Here is a 20,057-nt window from a genome sequence, read left to right as displayed (position 1 = left end):
TATATTAAGTTTGTAAGATTGATTCCGTTATTTTCAATCGAACTGACGATTTTATGTTCATGCAAAGACATTTTATCAGATTTATTTTTAATTAAATTATTCATCAAATTCTCCTTTGAATAGTTGCTCTTGTTGTTCAAGTGCAGTTTTTTTCGATAGCTCATAAATATGCCTGCGATTATAAATCATTGAAGTTTCTGAACCCGGTCGCCATCCCATGAGATAAGAACGGATTTGTTGCTCTTTTTCATCGGATATGTCCTGATTCTTGTCTATTGCTTTCGAAAACTCATAATTCCATGTATGTCTGAGTTTGTGACCTGTCAATCCCCCTAGAAGTGAGGAGGATTGACGAACAACACTCACCACTTTGTGATATGAAGAAAATGAAATAGGTTGCCCTTGAGTTTTTCCTTCCTTATAAGTAATAAACAGGAAATCATGTTTGTTAGAATTTTTTATGTTTCTTCGATCATTCAGAATATAATCTGAAATTTCAAACATGAGCTTTTTATCAGCAATTAATTTCCTCTCACAAGTTTTAACTAAAGGCTGATACACTCGCGGATCTGTTTTATCATTTGCTCTTCTTCTTATTGCAATTGTCGATTCTGCAAAATCTATATCACCAATTCGCAGATTCAAAAGTTCACCTGCTCTCAGGCCAAAGCAGTGTAATAGCAGGAATATTAGATTGTTTCTTTTTTGCACTTTTTCTGAAAAAGGATTTAATTTGCTACCCGGTGCAAGAATGCTAAACAAAGAATCCAATTGTTCATTATTTAAACTTTTTTCTATATCCATATTATATTTATCATTATTTCTCGGTTTCTTTCGTTTTATGTTGTTTATGAAATCTAAAATATATTTGAGAGTATCCTTCTGTCCTGTATGAGAAAGATGTATTTTGCACAGCCATTCCAGATAGTTAGCTATGGTTGTTATCCGAAAGTACTTAGTTGGTTTTTTGACATTTGAACTTCTAAAATTATCATTCTCGCCATCTCGAAAATTGAATGAAGTGAATTCGATCAAATCTTCAATTTCATGAGGAGCCAGAAATATCCTTTTCTGAATTCTTTCATCAATATTGATATTTTTTCTCATAAAGAATCGATATAACAATGAAATGCTCCCAGCGATAACCTTCATTGTTGATATAGACTCTGACCGATTCCTGACTTGTGTTGTTATATACAAGTTTGGATAATACAATGGCTCACCAGTATCTTTATTTACAACATGACAATATCTCTCACCATTTTCGAACATAAAAGAATCCACACAAATACTGCACATATTTTCCTCCTAAACTTTACAAAAAGTATAATTCCAATATATTAATAATAAGCATTTCGTAGATTTACAAATTTATTTGGATCGATTAAGATATTTATTTAAATTAAAACAGTGAGATAGACGATTATTCTTGTCAAATTATCATCTGGTAGATCTAGTTATTATTATGTACACCTAATACTTCGAAAACTATCTCACTGCCTTGCTAATAAACGGCAACCAAAATAATGTAAGTTATTCTGTAAAGTTTTAAGATAAATTATGCAGCCAAACTTTACATTTTCATAAAAAGCTCTTAATCCATTAGATATAAAATTATCCGCTTCGCTAGGAGTTTCAATTCATCAGGACATTTAATTAGAGATAACCAGGTCTCGTAAACATATATCTGTTTGCAAGCATTAAGCTCAGAGATCGAGTCTAAAGGTTCTCTCAGATTTCCTACAAGGTACTGACTGAGCCAGTAAATGATTTCTTTATTAAACTCGTTATTAGGTAAGTCATAAATCACTTCTTGGTCAAAGATCTTGTAAAAAAGATCTCCGCATAAATTGCACATATGGTTTTCTTCGCTTACAAATTCTTCGATATTCATAAAATCACTCCTAAGTTCAATTAAGCAACATTATTTCGACTTGTTTCGATAACAGACTGAATCCAGGTATCAATCTCACTTTCAACGAAAGCTACTGCACGACTTCCAATTTTGACAGGAGCAGGAAACTTACCATCGTTGATCAGACGATATATCCAGGCTTTTCCGTAGCCAGTTCGTTCGAGAACTTCTGGTAATCGTATTACGCGGGTTGCTTGATTTTTCATTTCGTTATCCCTTGTCGTTGCGGTGAAGTCACTATACGAACAGTTGGGAAAAGAAAAGAGCGAAGCTCCTGAAGCGGAGGTTCTTCGTAGCTATGCAGGATGGTTTTCTCGAAGTTGGTGCCGTACAGAAAAGGGGAACTTGAGAGTAGCTGAAATTCCCCCGTTTTATAGCAAGTGTCAAAATGCCCGGTTTAAAGTAAAAATCGCAAAAAAAAGCACCATTCACAATGATGCCTTTAGTTAATTTTAACAATTAAAACAAATAGTTATAAATGTAATTCTAATCAGATAGTTTCATTACATCAGAGACTTTCATTTGCTTCAAATGGCTATTTTTGTTCATGAAGTAATGGAATTGTCGGATAAAGTCAGTTGTGCAGGATTTAAGAGCCAAAGGCCTGTCGGTATCTTTGATTTGGCTAGACTGCCTCATTTCGCTTTCTTCGTCATCGTCTGTATATAGCAGTCTGGATAACCTGTCGTCAGAGACACGGATTTTTTTAACGGCTGCCCACACCAGGATATCCAGCATAGGTATCACACGATAACTGATGAGTTTCTTGATAGTTCCATACCCAAAGCGAACTGATTCTAAAGGATCTGGTTCGATACCTTTGATTTTACGCCACTGCGGTAATGCAGCTTTAAGCGACTCTGCAATCTCTTCGTCTGTGCCACTTGCCAAATCAATCTCGAACATGACTGTTCGTGAAAACTGATCTGGCATAATATCTGAAAGTGATTCTTCCCGAAGATCTCTGTTTATTGAATAATTGTCATCACCATCCCAAACAAAACCTCCGCGTTGCATAGCAATGATGCTCGTTTCAGCAAGGCGATCAAGAGTTGTTAGAAAAAAATGGGGAGGCTGAAAAAGTTTATTGGCAGGAGTCATGTATCCCAGTTGCCCTTCTTCAATTAAAAAAGGATTGCCACTGAAAATTTTTGAGAAGTAACCCATAAGAGTTCTGCTCTCAAACTCTTCCCGATACTCCTTAAAGAACAAGTTACGAGCCCATATCTCATGGTAAAACTGGAGCAATGAGAGGTCTTCAAATTTGCGATATGTATCAATCTTAAACCAACTCTTGATGTCTTTTGTGTGCTCTGGTGACCAGTTGTTCAAAATCCATTCTCCACCTATGCTGGTACTGCCCTACGGATAGAATTCAGTTTCGCTGAAAAACTACCGCATTCACTAATCGGTGAAAAGCAGATCCTGCTTGCGCAGTTCAGCTACTAGCAGGGAGTTGAACTGAAGAATTTGTTTCCTTTTGATACAATTCTCCAATCCGCTAATCGTGATAACCCATACCATTACGATTTATGGTTCCTTTTTAGAACCACACATAAAATTCAAAGTATAAATAACATTAAAAATCAATGGAATGAATGGCTAATTACAGGGACGCCAGCCCACCAAATAATGATCCGGATACGTCCGGTGAAGTACAGAAAGCCCGCACGGCACAAGCCCTGCGGGCTTTTTTGTGTCTGTCATTGTCCGAGGACATCCGGCTAAATCCGGTGATTATTGGTATACGTTTAGGTATACGGTAGGATGTATACCTAAAAGCGTATACCAATTCATGAAGGAGCGGCCACAGTGGCACGGACAACACGCCCCCTTACCAACACCGAAGTTCTTCGCGCTAAAGCGTTAGAGAAGGATCTAACTCTGCATGATGGCGATGGCCTTTTCCTGATAGTGAAAACCAGCGGGAAAAAGCTCTGGCGTTTCCGTTATCAACGTCCAGCGACAAAACAGCGGACAATGATGGGGCTTGGTGCTTTCCCCGCCCTTTCACTTGCTGACGCCCGAGGGTTAAGAGCGGATTACCTTGCCTTGTTAGCCAACGGAATTGACCCACAAGTTCAGGCCGAAGTTGCAGAGGAACAACAGCAAATCGCTCTGGACAGTATTTTCTCAACGGTCGCCGCTAACTGGTTCCAGCTCAAAAGTAAAAGCGTTACCCCTGATTACGCAAAAGACATCTGGCGCTCATTGGAGAAAGATGTATTCCCTGCCATCGGTGAGATCCCCGTTCAGCAAATTAAAGCCCGAATATTGGTTGAAGCATTGGAGCCAATCAAAGGTCGTGGAGCGCTTGAGACTGTACGTCGACTGGTGCAGCGTATTAACGAGATAATGATTTATGCCGTAAACACTGGTCTGATTGATGCCAATCCAGCATCAGGTATTGGAATGGCCTTTGAGAAGCCCAAAAAACAAAACATGCCGACGCTGCGGCCAGAAGAATTGCCGAAGCTGATGCGTTCTTTAGTCATGTCAAATCTGTCTGTTCCGACTCGCTGTCTCATTGAATGGCAACTCCTGACGCTCGTGCGCCCTTCTGAGGCTTCCGGTGCTCGTTGGGCAGAGATCGATCTCGATGCAAAGCTCTGGACTATTCCGGCCAAAAGGATGAAGGCCAAAAGAGAGCACATCGTACCTTTATCTCCTCAAGCATTAGAAATTTTGGAAGTGATGAAGCCAATCAGTGCCCATCGTGAACACATTTTCCCAAGTAGAAATGACCCTAAACAACCAATGAATAGCCAAACCGCAAACGCTGCGTTGAAACGAATTGGATATGGAGGGAAACTTGTTGCACATGGCCTACGCTCTATTGCAAGTACAGCTATGAATGAAGCCGGTTTCAATGCGGATGTTATCGAAGCAGCTTTAGCTCATTGCGATAAAAACGAAGTAAGACGTGCTTACAATCGTTCAACTTACTTACTCAAAAGAACAGAGTTAATGGATTGGTGGGGAGAAAGCATTCATGAGAATAGTATCACTAAACAATTACGGTAATCATTAATCATGCAAAATATAATCAATGACATCGAATTAGCATTAAAGGATGGAATGCTTGGCTTCAATAATATAATTGAGGTTACCGAAGTTTTCTCATTATCACCTGATAATAAAATCAACAATATTTTAACGCTAATGGTTGCTGAAAATATTAACAAACCGGTCGCCACTGGAGAATCTTTTTTAACAAATAAACTGATTTCTATCAACCAACTCAAGAACTGGCGATTTGGTATTAAAAGATATCATATTGAAATTAATGAACTCTTTCGCAAATTAGAAATTTTAACTCAAGATGGAGTGTGGGATAAAAATCAAAGCGACATTACTAATCTAAAAAAAATAGATAAGTATTTTGTCTCTCCTAATTCATATGAGTCAGTACCAATTAATAATATATTAAAAAATAACTTTCATAATGGAAGTTATGTTTTTGAATGGTTTGACTTCGACAAAGAAAACCATCAAGAATTGTTATCGTCTCCTCAAGCATTACAAAGACTATCTGATAGGATAAATGAAGTTCTACCTATATCCATTTCAAGTGTTTCAGATAGAATAGGGAATTTTTTACTGCAAATACCTAGCACTGTTTTAATGGCTCGTTTTGGGCTAGAAAAACAAAATGAAACATACTCATTAAATTGTAGTATAGCTTGGCATGAATATGCTCACAAAAGGGATCTGATAATAAATTGTCACTTAAGTGAAAATGATAACGTCTGCGAAGGTTACTATACTAAAATTCTAAAAAGTGATGAATCTAATCTTTCATTACCAATAGCAAATAAACGTGCTCATATTGGTACTATCTGGGATCCTGAAAATAACTTTATACTAGCGAGAACCAGACCATCAGCCTTCATATCTCCTAATGCAAGAATTACAACTACAGTTTCCACATTTAAAGAAAGAGTTTTAACGAACAATGGGACATCTAAAGTAATTAGTGTATTAAAGCCAGACAATAATACAAATAAACCTCGGCACGAAAAACCCATTATTAACTGGACGGAAAAAAGGATTTATGAAAATAGCAGCGCCGAGTTAAAGAAAAGCCGTAATTTTGTTCAATACAATTCCAAAGGAATTAATAAAACCCAATCAAAAAGCGAAGCTCTTGAGGATTTAGTTTATTTAATCAATAAATATGGGCAACGTGCAGTCTGGTTATGGGATCCTTATTTAAGCTTTCAAGATATATTCGACACATTATTAATGAACAAATACTCAAACTCCATTATGAAAGCAATTAGCTCATTAGAGTTACCACCGGATTCGAATGAAATATCGTCACGAGAGATTTATGAATCAAAGACACTTCAGACCATAAAAGAATATAACAAAAGCTTTAATGCCTTACCTTTAGAGACAATTAAGACTTTAAATTTAGAGTTTAGATGTAAAACAGGAAATAATGGATGGAGCTTTCATGATAGATTTATTATCTTCCCATCAACTGATTATCATTCGAATACTTTAGCTTGGTCTTTAGGTACATCAGTCAACTCATTTGGCACGAGTCACCATATATTACAAAAAGTACAGGATGCACAATTGATCGCTAATGCTTTCTCAGAGTTATGGGAATCTTTATCAGGAAATGATTGTTTAGTATGGAGCAACAGCAATGTTTAATAATTGGGAGCAATTTCGTAGTTCAGTTAAAAATACTCTTACTATGATTGATCGCATGAGTCATGATAATGGCTATCGCGATTATAAAACAATAGTCGAAAATTCAGAAACTTATTGTTTACTCGACTTTTCGAAAAATAATCACCACTCTAATAACCACAATCAGCATGTAATTCATGAGTTAAAAGAAATATTTGAAGAATACGAAAACTGGTCACCAATTTTTATTTTTATCAGCTATCTCATGAACCCTGAGTTCATTATATCCAAGATCATTGATAAAACATCACCTAATGCTTATTTTTTAAATCAAGCCCGCACTTGTATAATTAATTACTATATACCCAGTGAATTTAGTGAACACTATTCCGAACGTTTCAAAATAAAAGACTTAGATATATCTACACTTGATTCCCCTCATGAGGTTGAAGTTATTGATCGACAATTAAGTTATTACAATGATCTGCTACCAGACATAATACCTAACGATGTCAGGATTTCATTATATGTTTTATCCGAATATAATTGCGAGATGCTTAACGATGTTTTATCTAGTTCAATAAACATCATCAAAACATACTGCCTTTCATCTTGCATTAGCATGGAAAAAAGAATCAACCTAGTAAATTTATCTAATGCAACGCATGTTTCAAAAATTTTGACATTCTACATTTTCAACAATACAAAAACAAATAAGAAAAACATTGAAATTAACAACCATCATTTGGTTAAGTTGTTTGAAACTCTTTACAAAAAAGGAGAGTTTGGCTATTGGATGAAATATATAAATACATATCCGTGTAGATTCCCCGACATACAACCATATTTAGGGGAGGCTTTAGCCCTCATAAATTCTCCAGAGGCACTGGAGTTATACCTTGACTCAATTAAACTACATAACAATGACCTAGACCGCTCTTACACTAACTCCAGAGAATTAGTAGCGCAATGCTTAACAATATTCAAGAAAAGTTCCACTTCGGCTTTACAAGCATATTGCTGGGATAAGGCATTTATTAAATGGAGTAAATGGAATTTTGGACTAAATACAAATGATTTATTATTTTCCATTTCATTATCAGAATTAGACTATCCTGTAATACAATACTTTCTAAACAACACTACTGAAATAGAGAGAGAACAATTTATTGATGATATATGGGAAAAACTATCATCCATTGATAATATATGGCATGATTCACAATCACAGCAAGTTAGCTACTATTACAGATGTGCGTCTACTCTACAATTACCTTTGCATGCAAAATTAGCAAAAGAAAAGAACGACTCAAAAGTAAATCTTTTTTTACGATTTGACCTGGATATTTCAAAATATAACCAGATGCTTTTTGGAGTTTAATACTTTGGCGCGCAATGCTCTCCCCACCACGCCTGCCCGCTTAAGGGGCCGCTTTTAATGCAGGTGCAAAGGCGGCCTCAGGTCGCGCCGCGACTGGCGCTGGTCGGGAGTACAGGGGCGGGAAAACGCATGCAAAACCATGCACCCTTTGGATGCATGGCTTAATTCGGGAAAAATGACGGGATTTACAGGGATTGTTTGACAGGCTACTGCGCGGCCAGTTCGGCGCGTCGACGGGTGTAAATCATGCTCTGTGCAGGGGTGAATTTTTCACGATTATCATCCCGCGAAGGTGCGTCAGGCCTGTATCCGATGGCCGTTAAAATGTCATTGTCCTGTGCGGAATAATTAATTTCATTTCCTGCGGCCAGCCAGACGGAAAGAGCTTCTCGCAGGTATGCTACTGAACGGTCAAGCGCACGGTTTTTTATCATCGTGGGCTGGTTCTTAATTCCCATCAGCTCGGGTGCCAGCGCGGCGGCCAGCTCTGCGCCGTTCTGCTGCATAAAATCGTACAGCCGGTTACGGATGCTGATGCGCTGCACCTCCTCATGCGAGGAAATATAGCGACCGGCGGCCTGATTAACCTCCCATTTTTTTACGTCAATGCGGTCGCGCAGCGACTGTAATCTGCGGGAGCCTGATGCGTTGTCATCCAGCAATAATGCCTGATATTCCTGCTCGGCAGCGGCCAGTTCGGCTCTACGGTTCAACCATGCGGTTTTGTTCGTCTGACAGGCCTCAAACGCCTGCTGTAAGGTCAGGGTGGTCACGGGTTGTCTCTCCTGATTAATGGCGGAACGGTGAGCTGTAACAGCCTTTCACCTGACGTGGAGCTACGGGTGCTGTCGGCACCGGTGCGGGTTTCTCATCGACGACCGGGGAACGGATCACCTCAAAGATGGACTCATGCGTTTTGAATGTCGCCGAGCAGTGCACATTCTGGCACTGCAGGTAACTTTCTTTGACGCTCTCCGACATATAGCGGCTGGTGCGAACGTGGGCCGCCGTGCGGCAGAATGGACAGCGCATCATGACAGTAATCCCCGTGCTTTCAGGTCGGCCTCACGTTCCCGCATTTTTTCCTGCCAGACTTTGCGCTGGCCGGGCGTGGTCGCAACGTCATGCTCCATATGCGGCAGGGTGGAGGCCGACAGACCTGTTTTAAACAGCACGGGTTCATCAGTCAGACGGATATTGCAGCCCCTCACCGCCTGCTCAAGCCACGTTTTCACCTGCTGCATAACGGCATGCTCTGGCTCGACATAGCCCTGATGACCGATGGTGTTGGCAAGCGGATTTTCTTTAACCAGAATGCTGAGTTTCATTGCTCTGACGAGGGCACTGCAGCTTTCACGCAGGGCAACATCGAGTTCATGCTCTGCATACTGACTGAGGGCACCGTGATGTGCCTGACGGTATGCTCTGGCCGTGCGGTCACAGGCTCCCCGGAGGCTATCCAGCTCGAAAGAAAGCACCTCAGCCATGTTGTCACATTCCTGCGCCAGTTCACGCCGTGTCACGCGCTCTATATGGCGTTGTTTCAGCTCATCGGTAATGACAGCACCTCCGGCACGAAAGGCGGTACGCCATGCGCCGGAATCAGTGCCGTTTTCCTGCTCCAGCTCATTTTTTTGGGTTTGCACCTGGCGGATTGCCGTCGTGGTTTCGTCCATACGTCGGGCATTGGTGAGATGCGCTTCTCTGGCCGTTTCGAGGCGTTCTATCGAGGGTTTAAGGTAGTCGGGAATAATAGCGGTCTGCGTCATGTCGGGTCTCCTCTTTGTTTCAATCTGAGGAGATTCTGCCGCGCCAGACACAACAACACGATTCATTGCCGTTGTGGCAAAAATGGCACAAACAGACCTTAAAAACCGGCTGGCCAGAGAAAGGTCTTTGGAAAACCTTACTCACTGTTTGTTTTTTTAATAATAACTATTCACTACTGTTCACTGAAAAGAAAAAGATAAGTAATACAGTGAGATAAAGGGTGAACAGTTGAAGGTATAAGTGTTCACTGACTATTCACTACTGTTCACCCTCCGATTTTATTGCTGATGTCATAGCTTAGACTTTATTTCGATTGATATTGATAAATATATAACTAAAAGGAATCGAAATTGCTGCAATGTAATGCAGTGATTTGCATCTGTTTGCCAGCGTTTGCCTTTGTTTGCCATAGCGAAAAGTCAATGTTTGTTTCCCCGAAAATCTCACATGACCTGAGGGAAAATATAACCATAATAAGGAGCTACCCGAAGCCGGACGGACACGACCGGCACTGTATGGACTTTGTGAGGTAGCCCGATGCACACTGCTTTTTCTTCCCCGTCTTCTGCCCCTGCCGCGCCGCTGATGCCGGTCTCTGACGCCGTTCATGAGCGTTTTATTCGTCTGCCCGAAGTGATGCATTTATGCGGCCTGTCTCGTTCGACTGTTTATGACCTCATCAGTCGGGAGGCCTTCCCGAAACAAATCAGCCTCGGCGGAAAAAACGTGGCGTGGGCGCAGTCAGAAATCACCGCATGGATGGCGGATCGCATTGCCGAACGCAACCGGAGCTATGACGCATGATGATGACCGTTCAGCAAACAGCCCCTTTTTCTGGCTTGCTTCTTTTCGGCATTTCCAGGTATAGTTTTCCCGCTGTCGCAAAATCGGCAGCCGGGCGTGAGAACCCGAGTTTAACTGTGGCGACACCGGACGCGCCATGCGTCTTTTTTTGTGTCTATGCTTTTGCACACCCATTTATCGGGCAACGGTTCTTTGTCTGTTGCGCCGTCAAAATAATGGTGGCTCAGGCGGGGCAGCTTTCGGGCTGGCCGGTTTCCATAGTTGCCGGTTTCTCACCCCCGTCTGGGCTACCACCATCGCGTGAGAACTTCGGTGGTAGCTGTAATCAGCTAACTATGGAGGTTGCCCTTATGGCTACGACCCTCACCCCGTCATATCCGCAGTTTGTCTTTGTGTTTGCCGCCGTTCGTCGTGCAGACCGTAAACCCCGTATCTGTATGCTTCGTACCGTTGCCGGTGATGAACACGCCGCACGTCTTTCCCTCGTTCGCGATTACGTCCTCTCGTTCGCTGGTCGTCTGCCGGTTGCGGAGGTACGCGCATGAGACACACCACCATTACCGCCCGTGACCTCGAATGTCTGGAGCATATGCGCAACGTCGGCCAGCTCGTCGGCGACCTGATGCAGGTGCAGGACTGCGCCACCGTTCGCCGTGACCCGGCGCAACAGTTACAGCTCACCTCCGTGATTTACCTTATGACCGCCCAGCTCGACGGCGTGGTCGAACGCTGCAATCAGCACTGGCTGACCGGGGAGGGCAACGTATGAAAAAGCCATTACCGCCCGTATTACGCGCCGCGCTGTATCGTCGCGCAGTGGCCTGTGCATGGCTGACCCTGTGCGAACGTCAGCACCGCTACCCGTATCTCACCCTTGACACGCTGGAAAGCGCCATTGCCGCCGAGCTGGAGGGTTTCTACCTGCGCCAGCATGGCGAGGAAAAAGGCCGTCAGATTGCCTGTGCACTGCTGGAAGATTTAATGGAAGCCGGACCACTGAATACCGCGCCGTCACTGTCCTTTCTCGGGCTCGCGGTGATGGATGAACTTTGCGCCCGTCACACCACACCGCCTGTACTGCACTGAGGGAGAAAATAACAATGAAAATGAACGTAACGGAAACCCTAAAACAGGCGTGCGGCCACTGGCCACGCATTCTCCCGGCGCTGGGTGTGAAGGTGATTAAAAACCGCCATCAGGCCTGCCCGGTATGCGGCGGCTCTGACCGCTTCCGCTTTGACGATAAAGAGGGGCGCGGCACGTGGTTCTGTAACCAGTGCGGTGCGGGTGACGGACTGAAACTGATTGAGAAGGTATTCGATGTATCTGCCTCAGAGGCCGCCCAAAAGGTGAATGCCGTCACCGGCAATCTGTCGCCGGTCGCCCCGGAGGTGATTGCGGCCACAGAAGCTGAAACCGATGTCGACCGCAAAGCGGCGGCCGAGCTGGCCGCGAAACTGCTGGAGAAAACCCGACCGGCCACCGGCAACACCTACCTGACCCGTAAGGGCTTCCCCAGTCGGGAATGTCTGGCGCTGACGGCTATTCACAAAACCGGCGGCGTGACGTTCCGCGCCGGTGATGTGGTGGTGCCGCTATATGACGATACCGGCGGACTGGTTAATCTTCAGCTTATCCATTCTGACGGTCTCAAACGCACCCTGAAAGGCGGAGCGGTAAAAGGTACATGCCATATCATCGAGGGGCAGAAACAGGCCGGAAAACGTCTGTGGATAGCGGAGGGTTATGCGACCGCGCTCACCGTGCATCACCTGACCGGCGAAACCGTCATGGTGGCGCTGTCGTCCGTGAATCTCCTTTCTCTGGCGAGCCTTGCCCGTCAGAAATACCCGGCCTGTCAGATTGTGCTGGCCGCCGACCGTGACCTCAACGGCGACGGCCAGACAAAAGCCGCTGCGGCCGCAGAAGCCTGCGAGGGCATTGCTGCGCTGCCGCCGGTGTTCGGTGACTGGAATGATGCGTTTATTCAGAAAGGTGAGGAGGCCACGCGGAAAGCGATTTATGACGCCATCCGACTACCGGCTGACAGTCCTTTCACTACCATGAGCGAAGCGGAATTTACCGCCATGAGCACCAGTGAAAAGGCAATGCGGGTACATGAACATTACGGCGAAGCGCTGGCCGTGGATGCGAACGGCCAGCTCCTGTCCCGCTATGAGGCCGGTATATGGAAAATCATTCCGCCGTCGGATTTTGCCCGCGACGTGGCCGGGTTGTTCCAGCATCTGCGCGCGCCTTTCTCGTCAGGGAAAATTGCCTCAGTGGTGGAGACCCTGAAACTGATTATTCCGCAGCAGGACTCCCCTGCGCGCCGTCTGATTGGCTTTCGCAACGGCGTACTCGATACCGCCACCGGCACATTCAACCCGCATCATAAATCACACTGGCTGCGCACGCTCTGTGATGTGGATTTTACCCCGCCGGTGGAGGGCGAAACGCTGGAAACCCACGCCCCGGATTTCTGGCGCTGGCTCGACCGCGCCGCCGGTGGCAGACCGGAAAAACGCGACGTGATACTGGCCGCGCTGTTTATGGTGCTGGCGAACCGCTACGACTGGCAGCTCTTTCTCGAAGTGACCGGGCCGGGTGGCAGCGGGAAAAGTATTCTGGCCGAAATTGCGACCATGCTTGCCGGGGAAGATAACGCCACGTCGGCCACTATTGAAACGCTGGAATCACCGCGTGAACGTGCCGCACTGATTGGCTTCTCACTTATACGCCTGCCTGACCAGGAGAAATGGAGCGGTGACGGGGCAGGACTTAAGGCCATCACCGGCGGTGATGCGGTCTCGGTAGACCCGAAATACAAGGATGCGTACTCCACCCATATTCCGGCGGTGATTCTGGCCGTGAACAATAACCCGATGCGATTTACCGACCGTAGCGGCGGTGTTTCCCGTCGCCGGGTGATCCTGCATTTCCCGGAACAGATTGCCCCGGAAGAACGTGACCCGCAGCTTAAGAACAAAATCGCCCGTGAGCTGGCCGTGATTGTGCGCCAGCTTATGCAGAAGTTCAGCGACCCGATGACCGCCCGCGCACTGCTCCAGTCACAGCAGAACTCCGATGAGGCACTCAGCATCAAGCGCGAAGCCGACCCGACCTTTGATTTTTGTGGTTACCTTGAAGCGCTGCCGGAGCCTGAGGGGATGTATATCGGCAATGCCAGCATCATTCCGCGTCAGCCGCGCCTCTATCTGTATCATGCCTATCTGGCGTATATGGAAGCCCACGGCTACAAAAACACACTCAGCCTCACCATGTTCGGTAAGGGATTGCCAGCCATGCTGAAAGAGTACGGACTGAGTTATGAGAAGCGCCGTAAAAATCAGGGCATACAGACCAATCTGGCGCTAAGAGAAGAAAGCAACGCCGACTGGTTACCGAAATGCGATGACCCCATAGCGAAATAACCTGACCTGACCGGCAATCGCCGGTCTTTTTTTACCTGCAAAACGGCAAAAGTGAACAGTAAAGTGTTCACTGTTCACCAACCATTCACCGCATAAGTTAATGAATATTATAAATAAAAAACATTAGTGAACAGTGTGAACAGTTTTTCTGAAAAAAAGTTTTTTTCTTGATGTGATCTATTCAAAAACAGGTTCACTTAACCACAGGAAGCGCTGCAACAAATCGCCATTGGTATACGCTTAGGTATACCAATGAAAGTTGAATTGGTTAAAATTGCTTTATAACAGATAGTTATGTGAATTATTCAGACTCCGCCAGCCCACCAAAATTCTCCATCGGCGATCACCAGAGTCGACTGATGAAGTTCTGAAAGCCCGCATGGCGCAAGCCCTGCGGGCTTTTTTGTAACCTCAACATGTCCCGCGAAGTCCGTAAAATTTCCCGGCGACACAGCAACATCACGCCATTAAACATTGTTTTTCTCATGCTCAATAAGCCATTCTTTGCGTGAAATCCCCCCTCCATAACCTGTCATCGCGCCATCTTTTCCAATTATCCTGTGACAGGGGATCACAATCGCAATCCGGTTTGCACCATTAGCAGCAGCGACGGCGCGCACAGCATTGGGCTTATTAAGCCGTAGTGAAATGGCCTGATAGTGTGAGGTCTGTCCATAGGGAACAGCACGCAACACATGCCAGACGGATTGTTGAAAATCACTGCCCGGAGCATCTAAAGCCAGATCAAACTGTCGGCGCGTTCCGGCAAAATACTCGCCGATCTCTTTTACTGTCTGCCGGGTATGGCTGTTTTCGCCGGTGACGATTCTGGCGTTAAATAAACGCTGAATATCGCGGAATTCTGTTTCTAACATCCGGCGATCGGTAAACTCCAGCAGACAGACTCCCCGCTCTGTCGCGCAGACAAACATCGGTCCAAGCGTCGTGGTAAACCGGTGAATGACTATCACCTGGGTTGCCTGAGTCGGCGCTGCGCCAGTAAGCCGCTTGTAGGTATAACCAAAGCCGCTAAGCGATTCATAGCCATTGTCCAGCGCAACATCAGTCGCCGTTCGTCCACTTTTTAGCTCCTGCAGGGCAACGTTCACCCGCTGCATTCGCTGGAAAGCCTGAAAAGTGATGCCGTGATGTTGCAGGAACCAGCGCCTTACCCGCTCCGGGCTGATGCCATGCTGACGAAGCTCCGCGTCTGCTACACGGGATTTGATATCGCGCCTGACAAGCGCAAGCGCCTGCTCAACGAATAATGGCGCGCTGTGCGCATTTTCCGCAGGTCTGCAGACTTTACAGGGACGAAAGCCGTCCGCCAGGGCAGATTTGGCATCTTTATAAAATTCGACATTTTCGCGCTTGGGCTTTCGCGCCCGGCATACCGAAATGCAGAATACGCCAGTGGTTTTGACGCCAACAAAAAACACACCAGTGTAGTCTGAAGCACGTTCAAGTAATGCCTGATACCAGATATCACACAGATTTTTATCGGTTATTTTCATCACCAAAAAGTCCTTCAAACGTCTGACGAGATCGGATCGCATGCATGACATCAGTCAGCGTTGACTGCATCGCTGAATGAACAAAATTGCCCATTGAAATACGGCTTACCCCTGCCCGTTTCAGCCTCTCGAATGACGGAAGATCGGGCATACACATGACATTCAAAGGCAATCCCGTTGCCTCTGCAATGAGGCTGATGTCTTTCTCTGACGTGAGGCAGGGAACAAAAAGGCCGTCAGCACCTGCAGCTTTATAGCGTTGACCCCGTAATATCGTCTCCTGCAACGCGTCTTCATGCCCGAGCAGGTAAGTGTCAGTCCGGATGTTCAGAAACAGGCTGTAATTTTCGCTTCTCAGCGTATCGCATACTGTTCTCAGGTTACGGGAAAAATCAGAGGCATCGTCAAGCTGACGAACCCCGTTTATGACTCGGCTGTCTTCGAGGTTAACGCCTGCGACGCCTGTCTGAGCAAGGCGCCGCAGATTGTCTGCTATCTCTTCGGCTGAATCACCATACCCTGCTTCCATGTCAACGCTCAATGGCAGGCTGCTGGCAGCCCGGATCCGGGTGACCATATAAAACAACTCATCAAACGGCACTCCCTGCCCGTCGTCATATCCCAGTGTGGACGCTATAGCTGCACTGGACGTTCCAAGAACCTGGTAGCCTGCTTTTTGCGCTGCGACAGCACTGGCGGCATCCCAGACGTTGGCGATAAGAAGAGGCTCATGCTGATAGTGGCGTTCTGCAAAGTTCATATTCATATCCTCTCGATAGATTGAAAATGAATCTAAGCACTCAGGAAGAACCTCACAACCGAAATTCAGACGACCATTTTTTAGCAAACGTCGTCTGAACATGGGGGGCGGAACTGACCAAAACCTTTCAGGCCCGGGCTCCGGCTTTCAGCATGGCTAAGCAGACGAGGCTCTCCCACATGTTCCCCGGTGAAAGCATGGAGCAGGTGACCCAGTGTTCCGGCGAACACAATACGCTGAGCCATGATCTCGTCATAGTAGAGAGGGTCTACCACAACGACAAAATCAAGATCGGAGTATTGATCGAACCCGCCATGAACAAGCGAGCCGCCAGGGAGAAGGGAGTGAATCTGCGATCATTCCACCACAATCACTACGTCCAGCCCTGACAGAGCTCATTCATCTTCTCGCTTGAGAAGCTACCCTCTCCCTTTGACCAACATCAACGACACCGTCCCTCCCCCTATGGAGAATAAAAAAACACCCCTACCCAGCGCTACGGAATAGCCGCTCAACCCGGAAGGAACTCCACCATGTACAGACCCATAACCGTCATCATATTCATTCTCCTGACGCTCGCCGCCCTCGCGGAAATAGGCGTTTTATCCTTTGGATAATCCTCAGGCTAAATACCTCTCATCAGGGCATGTTGATCTCATTACAGTTTTTTCCTAAAGCCATCCCGTTTCGCCTGTGCCATGCTGAATCACGCTCATAACCGATAACGTTAAATGAGGATATTATGAAAAAAACAATTATCGCATTATCTGCCGTTCTGCTGGCTTCCCCAGTATTTGCTGCGACCACACATGCAACTGACGATACCGTGGCGGCGGCGAACGCAAACGCCAACGAGGCGAAGCAAAAACTGCACGAAGAGCAGAACAAAGGTGAAGAGCTGAAGCTGAAACAGAAGCATGCTGCGGAAGGTAAAAGCGAAAGCTTTGGCAGCAAGGTCAGCGAAGATTCCCAGAAAGCCTGGCATAAAACCAAAGAAGGCACCGAGAAAGGGTGGGATGCCACCAAAGAAGGCGCGGAGAAAGGCTGGAACAAAACCAAAGAAGGTGCCAGCGAGCTGGAAAAGAAAGTCACTGAGTAAGTCGTTATACTCACGAAAAGGTCGCGCTTGCGGCCTTTTTTATTTCTTCGAATATAATGAGCACCTCAGGCGTTTACGCAGTGCGCACTTATCGGAGAAACCACTATGTATCGCCTTTTGGCCTTTCTGACCGTTCTGCTGTTATGCCCTTCCCTGCATGCTGCCCCGAAAAGCTACCTTATCGACACCAAAAACACCGCCATTCGGCTCTCGTGGCACGCCTTCGGCGGCATCCTCTCCTGGGCGACGTTCAGCGGCGTGACGGGTGCCGTAACGCTCAATCCGGATAACGACGTTGACGACCACATCCACGTCACCATTCCCGTAGCAACCCTGGTGGCCTCAAACACGCTGCTCACCTGGCAATTAAAAAGCGACATGTTTTTTGATGCGGAGCACTACCCGACCATCGAGTTCATCAGCTCTCGCGTGGTCGACCAGGGCGCCGGACGGTTCAGGGTGTTCGGCACGCTGACCGTTCGAAACATTGCCCGGCCGGTGATCCTGGAGGCCGCGGTGAAAGACCCGCATGCGCAGGCCCTCACGCTGGATGCCACCACCGCGATATCACGCGCGTCCTACGGGATGGATAAGTTTGCCCTGGTCGTGGACGATCGTATTGCCATCGCCATTGCAATACAGACTAACAAGGTGCCGTCATCCTGAGATCACGCGCTGCAGCCGCTCAGCGTTTCCCCGCAGGTGAGACGGCGGGTTGCGGCCAATCAGGACAAACTGATAGCCCGCCTCCTGCCACCACGCCAGGTTCATGCTGTGCCGCTGCTCCTGTTGGAGCGAGGCCGTCGTCTTCTTATCAACAGGCGAAATGCAGAGGGCCATCGGGCCGTAGTCGGCGTTGATCCAGGCTATCTGCGCGATAGACGTCGTTTCATAGCGCAGCATGCGCACCATTTTAAGCTCTGCCCCCTGCAGGGTAAGCTGCGACAGGTTCAGCGTCATGCCGATGTCCTGCGCGGCCCGTTCCAGCCCGCGCTGCAGAACCGGCGTTGCGCTGTCCATATCCAGCAGCGTCTCGACGCTGTACAGGGACATATATTGCGCTTCGAGGTCGCGGATATGGGCGTTCTCATCCGCAGGCGCAGCTGAGGGACGCAGCAGATACCCCAGCCCGGAACCCACCAGCAAAAAGCTGGCCGAGGCGGCGATCAGCGCCCGTCGGCTGACGCCAGCCGCCGTCGAGACCTGCGGATCGGGAAGTGCCGCGAGACGCGCCTGCATCCTCTCAAGAGGCGCATCATCCAGCAGGCAGGCAAACGCCCCGGCGTAATCCTGGCTGCTTTTCATCAGTTCGTCGGTTCGCCCGGCGAGGCGTTCGTCACATTTTAACTGTTCTTCAAATAACTGCGCGTCGGCGCGGCACATCTCGCCATCTATCCAGGCCACGATGGCGTCGTCGTTATAGGGCGGTGCAAAACGGTGCGCGTTCAAGAGCGTTTCTCCTTTACCGGAGGCAGTGCGTCAGCGGATTTGGCAAGCCGAGCCCGCGCCGTCGCCAGTCGGCTCATCACGGTACCGATCGGCACCGCCAGGGTCTCCGCCGCCTCCTGGTAGGTAAAGCCTTCGACATAAACCAAAAATACCGCGTTGCGCTGGGCTTCGGGCAGCGCATTAACGCGCTGCATCACCTTCAGGTAATGCAGGCGCGTCTCATCCTGTTCGCGGGTGTCGAGCGCCAGCAGCTCGTCGCTGGGGACAAATCCCTGCCCCTGGCGAACGTGTCGTGCCCGAAGCTCAGAGATCCAGATGGAGTGCAGGATCGCGAACAGCCACCTGTCGATGCGCGTGCCAGGCGTGTACTGGCCGCTTCTTTCAAGCGCACGCACGCAGGTGGACTGAACCAGCTCTTCGGCGATATCCCTGTTTCGCGACAGCACCAGCCCATAACGCCAGAGGCGCGTCAGGTGTGCGGCAAGCTGTTGACGAACCTCACGGGTTGCGATGGGTTTTCCCTCCACGAGAAGATCAGGATTCCGGATGTCCATTAATGGCAGCCTGCAGGTCACGGTACTCCTCGCAGGACTGACCACAGATTCCGGCAATGACCTTCAGCTGTTCTTTCGCGAGGTCGGGACGTCCTTTCACCATCCACGCTTCACCGAGATACTCCCGGGCTTTGGCGTAATCCGGGGCGATAGCCAGCGCACGCTGGTAATAACCAATCCCTTCGTCCGTTCGGCCCAGTTTGCGCGTGGCGAACCCGCGATAGTTCCACGCTTCAGCCGTGTTGCCATTTTTCAGCGAATCCAGCAGGTTCAGCGCCGCCTGGTACTCGCCTTTCTTCGCGAGATGGTACGCATAGTTGGTTTTGTCCTGGTCGCTGAGGCTGCTGCTCTTGTCCGGCACGCATTTCTGCGTGGCGCTGTCATACACCTGTCCGGAAGGACAATCAGGCGTTTTGCTCTCGGTACTATTATTGCCCATGGCCAGCGCCAGCGGGGACAGCAAAGAAAAAATCAGCACCGGGATCAAACGAAACGAGGTCGTGTTCATACAAAACTCCAGGGTAAGTGGGGAGTGACGTCAGTAAACGTCCGGCTGACGATTTTTATTCATTCTTCGGTGAATTTTTTTCTGTCCTAAAACCCTGCCTGCACTTCAGTTGTAAAGATAATAAACCAGGTTATTTTTTGTTTTCTCGTTATTATTACTTGCGCCCACTAGCAGAGTTTTAACCCTGTACAAGAATATATTTCATTACCTAAGTGACATAATATA

At 47.3% G+C, this 20,057-nt stretch carries 22 protein-coding genes and 2 pseudogenes; 10 read left to right on the top strand and 14 right to left on the bottom strand.

Annotated elements, in window-relative coordinates:
* The 5 genes and pseudogenes from N6P30_RS13925 to N6P30_RS13905 all read right to left on the bottom strand — a co-directional run.
* A pseudogene (locus tag N6P30_RS13925) lies at positions 1–164 on the bottom strand (site-specific integrase); the annotation flags it as partial.
* Positions 97–1,299: a tyrosine-type recombinase/integrase gene (locus tag N6P30_RS13920; protein ID WP_008322898.1), complete on the bottom strand. Its 1,203-nt coding sequence runs from the start codon at positions 1,297–1,299 to the stop codon at positions 97–99. The gene N6P30_RS13920 and the pseudogene N6P30_RS13925, both read right to left, overlap by 68 nt.
* A 295-nt stretch (positions 1,300–1,594) precedes the next feature.
* The gene (locus tag N6P30_RS13915) at positions 1,595–1,894 is read right to left on the bottom strand and encodes a hypothetical protein (protein WP_001019190.1); all 300 of its coding nucleotides are present in this window, start codon (positions 1,892–1,894) and stop codon (positions 1,595–1,597) included.
* A gap of 20 nt (positions 1,895–1,914) precedes the next feature.
* Entirely contained in the window at positions 1,915–2,121 is a 207-nt protein-coding gene (locus N6P30_RS13910) for a helix-turn-helix transcriptional regulator (RefSeq protein WP_154827270.1), read from the bottom strand.
* Positions 2,122–2,401: 280 nt separating this feature from the next.
* Positions 2,402–3,247 (bottom strand): DUF6387 family protein, encoded by an 846-nt coding sequence (locus tag N6P30_RS13905; protein ID WP_001067212.1) that lies wholly within the window; start codon positions 3,245–3,247, stop codon positions 2,402–2,404.
* Positions 3,248–3,727: 480 nt separating this feature from the next.
* Here N6P30_RS13905 and N6P30_RS13900 point away from each other — a divergent pair, with 480 nt between their 5' ends.
* Genes N6P30_RS13900 through N6P30_RS13890 form a run of 3 tightly spaced genes read left to right on the top strand, consistent with a single transcriptional unit; the run spans position 3,728 to position 7,940 of the window.
* On the top strand, positions 3,728–4,939 hold the full coding sequence (locus N6P30_RS13900) for an integrase domain-containing protein (RefSeq protein ID WP_023294366.1): 1,212 nt from the start codon (positions 3,728–3,730) through the stop codon (positions 4,937–4,939).
* Between the two features lie 9 nt (positions 4,940–4,948).
* Positions 4,949–6,580: a VPA1262 family N-terminal domain-containing protein gene (locus tag N6P30_RS13895; protein ID WP_094316794.1), complete on the top strand. Its 1,632-nt coding sequence runs from the start codon at positions 4,949–4,951 to the stop codon at positions 6,578–6,580.
* Positions 6,573–7,940, top strand: coding sequence for a hypothetical protein (locus N6P30_RS13890; RefSeq protein WP_023294368.1), 1,368 nt, complete (start codon positions 6,573–6,575; stop codon positions 7,938–7,940). Before N6P30_RS13895 ends, N6P30_RS13890 begins: the two co-directional genes overlap by 8 nt.
* A gap of 206 nt (positions 7,941–8,146) precedes the next feature.
* Here the strand turns inward: N6P30_RS13890 and N6P30_RS13885 are convergent, their stop codons facing one another.
* Genes N6P30_RS13885 through N6P30_RS13875 form a run of 3 tightly spaced genes read right to left on the bottom strand, consistent with a single transcriptional unit; the run spans position 8,147 to position 9,709 of the window.
* On the bottom strand, positions 8,147–8,713 hold the full coding sequence (locus N6P30_RS13885) for a phage polarity suppression protein (RefSeq protein ID WP_023294369.1): 567 nt from the start codon (positions 8,711–8,713) through the stop codon (positions 8,147–8,149).
* A gap of 16 nt (positions 8,714–8,729) precedes the next feature.
* Positions 8,730–8,975 carry an ogr/Delta-like zinc finger family protein gene (locus tag N6P30_RS13880; RefSeq protein ID WP_023294370.1) on the bottom strand — a complete coding sequence of 82 codons (246 nt, stop codon included), beginning with the start codon at positions 8,973–8,975 and terminating at the stop codon, positions 8,730–8,732.
* Positions 8,972–9,709, bottom strand: coding sequence for a hypothetical protein (locus N6P30_RS13875; RefSeq protein WP_023294371.1), 738 nt, complete (start codon positions 9,707–9,709; stop codon positions 8,972–8,974). Before N6P30_RS13875 ends, N6P30_RS13880 begins: the two co-directional genes overlap by 4 nt.
* A 538-nt stretch (positions 9,710–10,247) precedes the next feature.
* Between N6P30_RS13875 and N6P30_RS13870 the strand changes: the two genes are divergently transcribed.
* The 5 genes from N6P30_RS13870 to N6P30_RS13850 are packed head-to-tail and all read left to right on the top strand — an operon-like array spanning position 10,248 to position 13,948.
* Positions 10,248–10,514: a helix-turn-helix transcriptional regulator gene (locus tag N6P30_RS13870; protein ID WP_023294372.1), complete on the top strand. Its 267-nt coding sequence runs from the start codon at positions 10,248–10,250 to the stop codon at positions 10,512–10,514.
* Entirely contained in the window at positions 10,511–11,059 is a 549-nt protein-coding gene (locus N6P30_RS13865; protein ID WP_023294373.1) for a host cell division inhibitor Icd-like protein, read from the top strand. The genes N6P30_RS13870 and N6P30_RS13865 overlap by 4 nt, the downstream gene beginning before the upstream one ends.
* On the top strand, positions 11,056–11,283 hold the full coding sequence (locus N6P30_RS13860) for a hypothetical protein (RefSeq protein WP_001216598.1): 228 nt from the start codon (positions 11,056–11,058) through the stop codon (positions 11,281–11,283). The genes N6P30_RS13865 and N6P30_RS13860 overlap by 4 nt, the downstream gene beginning before the upstream one ends.
* On the top strand, positions 11,280–11,600 hold the full coding sequence (locus N6P30_RS13855; RefSeq protein ID WP_023294374.1) for a DUF5375 domain-containing protein: 321 nt from the start codon (positions 11,280–11,282) through the stop codon (positions 11,598–11,600). The genes N6P30_RS13860 and N6P30_RS13855 overlap by 4 nt, the downstream gene beginning before the upstream one ends.
* Before the next feature lie 14 nt (positions 11,601–11,614).
* Positions 11,615–13,948 (top strand): primase-helicase zinc-binding domain-containing protein, encoded by a 2,334-nt coding sequence (locus N6P30_RS13850; RefSeq protein ID WP_023294375.1) that lies wholly within the window; start codon positions 11,615–11,617, stop codon positions 13,946–13,948.
* Between the two features lie 467 nt (positions 13,949–14,415).
* On the opposite strand, the gene N6P30_RS13845 is transcribed toward N6P30_RS13850, so the two are convergent.
* From N6P30_RS13845 to N6P30_RS13835, 3 genes and pseudogenes are all read right to left on the bottom strand, one after another.
* Positions 14,416–15,462, bottom strand: a complete 1,047-nt coding sequence (locus N6P30_RS13845; RefSeq protein WP_023294376.1) for a bifunctional transcriptional activator/DNA repair enzyme AdaA — start codon at positions 15,460–15,462, stop codon at positions 14,416–14,418.
* The gene (locus N6P30_RS13840) at positions 15,446–16,222 is read right to left on the bottom strand and encodes an isocitrate lyase/phosphoenolpyruvate mutase family protein (protein ID WP_032664213.1); all 777 of its coding nucleotides are present in this window, start codon (positions 16,220–16,222) and stop codon (positions 15,446–15,448) included. The genes N6P30_RS13845 and N6P30_RS13840 overlap by 17 nt, the downstream gene beginning before the upstream one ends.
* Positions 16,223–16,380: 158 nt before the next feature.
* Positions 16,381–16,578: pseudogene (locus tag N6P30_RS13835) on the bottom strand (nucleotidyltransferase domain-containing protein); the annotation flags it as partial.
* 386 nt (positions 16,579–16,964) lie between these two features.
* On the opposite strand from N6P30_RS13835, the gene N6P30_RS13830 reads away from it, so the two are divergent.
* Together N6P30_RS13830 and N6P30_RS13825 are read left to right on the top strand one after the other, a co-directional pair.
* On the top strand, positions 16,965–17,321 hold the full coding sequence (locus tag N6P30_RS13830) for a hypothetical protein (protein WP_008502540.1): 357 nt from the start codon (positions 16,965–16,967) through the stop codon (positions 17,319–17,321).
* 105 nt (positions 17,322–17,426) lie between these two features.
* Entirely contained in the window at positions 17,427–17,987 is a 561-nt protein-coding gene (locus N6P30_RS13825) for a YceI family protein (protein WP_023294379.1), read from the top strand.
* Here N6P30_RS13825 and N6P30_RS13820 read toward each other — a convergent pair.
* From N6P30_RS13820 to N6P30_RS13810, 3 genes are read right to left on the bottom strand one after another with little or no spacing between them, the layout of a single operon-like run.
* On the bottom strand, positions 17,979–18,770 hold the full coding sequence (locus N6P30_RS13820; protein WP_023294380.1) for an anti-sigma factor family protein: 792 nt from the start codon (positions 18,768–18,770) through the stop codon (positions 17,979–17,981). The genes N6P30_RS13825 and N6P30_RS13820 overlap by 9 nt on opposite strands.
* Complete coding sequence (locus N6P30_RS13815; protein WP_023294381.1) at positions 18,767–19,324, bottom strand: sigma-70 family RNA polymerase sigma factor; 558 nt, start codon at positions 19,322–19,324, stop codon at positions 18,767–18,769. The genes N6P30_RS13820 and N6P30_RS13815 overlap by 4 nt, the downstream gene beginning before the upstream one ends.
* On the bottom strand, positions 19,305–19,832 hold the full coding sequence (locus N6P30_RS13810; RefSeq protein ID WP_023294382.1) for a tetratricopeptide repeat protein: 528 nt from the start codon (positions 19,830–19,832) through the stop codon (positions 19,305–19,307). The genes N6P30_RS13815 and N6P30_RS13810 overlap by 20 nt, the downstream gene beginning before the upstream one ends.
* Positions 19,833–20,057: the final 225 nt, after the last annotated feature.

Source organism: Enterobacter sp. PL1, from assembly GCF_945957325.1.
Classification (GTDB): domain Bacteria; phylum Pseudomonadota; class Gammaproteobacteria; order Enterobacterales; family Enterobacteriaceae; genus Enterobacter; species Enterobacter roggenkampii.
Note: the sequence above shows the minus strand (reverse complement) of the source record. Positions and strands in the feature narration are given on the sequence as shown.

Excerpts from the sequence above, each read along its gene's own strand:
- N6P30_RS13920 (WP_008322898.1), bottom strand. The coding sequence starts at position 1,299 with ATGTGCAGTATTTGTGTGGATTCTTTTATGTTCGAAAATGGTGAGAGA.
- N6P30_RS13915 (WP_001019190.1), bottom strand. The coding sequence starts at position 1,894 with ATGAATATCGAAGAATTTGTAAGCGAAGAAAACCATATGTGCAATTTA.
- N6P30_RS13910 (WP_154827270.1), bottom strand. The coding sequence starts at position 2,121 with ATGAAAAATCAAGCAACCCGCGTAATACGATTACCAGAAGTTCTCGAA.
- N6P30_RS13895 (WP_094316794.1), top strand. The coding sequence starts at position 4,949 with ATGCAAAATATAATCAATGACATCGAATTAGCATTAAAGGATGGAATG.
- N6P30_RS13890 (WP_023294368.1), top strand. The coding sequence starts at position 6,573 with ATGTTTAATAATTGGGAGCAATTTCGTAGTTCAGTTAAAAATACTCTT.
- N6P30_RS13880 (WP_023294370.1), bottom strand. The coding sequence starts at position 8,975 with ATGATGCGCTGTCCATTCTGCCGCACGGCGGCCCACGTTCGCACCAGC.
- N6P30_RS13875 (WP_023294371.1), bottom strand. The coding sequence starts at position 9,709 with ATGACGCAGACCGCTATTATTCCCGACTACCTTAAACCCTCGATAGAA.
- N6P30_RS13870 (WP_023294372.1), top strand. The coding sequence starts at position 10,248 with ATGCACACTGCTTTTTCTTCCCCGTCTTCTGCCCCTGCCGCGCCGCTG.
- N6P30_RS13865 (WP_023294373.1), top strand. The coding sequence starts at position 10,511 with ATGATGATGACCGTTCAGCAAACAGCCCCTTTTTCTGGCTTGCTTCTT.
- N6P30_RS13860 (WP_001216598.1), top strand. The coding sequence starts at position 11,056 with ATGAGACACACCACCATTACCGCCCGTGACCTCGAATGTCTGGAGCAT.
- N6P30_RS13855 (WP_023294374.1), top strand. The coding sequence starts at position 11,280 with ATGAAAAAGCCATTACCGCCCGTATTACGCGCCGCGCTGTATCGTCGC.
- N6P30_RS13850 (WP_023294375.1), top strand. The coding sequence starts at position 11,615 with ATGAAAATGAACGTAACGGAAACCCTAAAACAGGCGTGCGGCCACTGG.
- N6P30_RS13845 (WP_023294376.1), bottom strand. The coding sequence starts at position 15,462 with ATGAAAATAACCGATAAAAATCTGTGTGATATCTGGTATCAGGCATTA.
- N6P30_RS13840 (WP_032664213.1), bottom strand. The coding sequence starts at position 16,222 with ATGAACTTTGCAGAACGCCACTATCAGCATGAGCCTCTTCTTATCGCC.
- N6P30_RS13830 (WP_008502540.1), top strand. The coding sequence starts at position 16,965 with ATGAAAAAAACAATTATCGCATTATCTGCCGTTCTGCTGGCTTCCCCA.
- N6P30_RS13825 (WP_023294379.1), top strand. The coding sequence starts at position 17,427 with ATGTATCGCCTTTTGGCCTTTCTGACCGTTCTGCTGTTATGCCCTTCC.
- N6P30_RS13815 (WP_023294381.1), bottom strand. The coding sequence starts at position 19,324 with ATGGACATCCGGAATCCTGATCTTCTCGTGGAGGGAAAACCCATCGCA.
- N6P30_RS13810 (WP_023294382.1), bottom strand. The coding sequence starts at position 19,832 with ATGAACACGACCTCGTTTCGTTTGATCCCGGTGCTGATTTTTTCTTTG.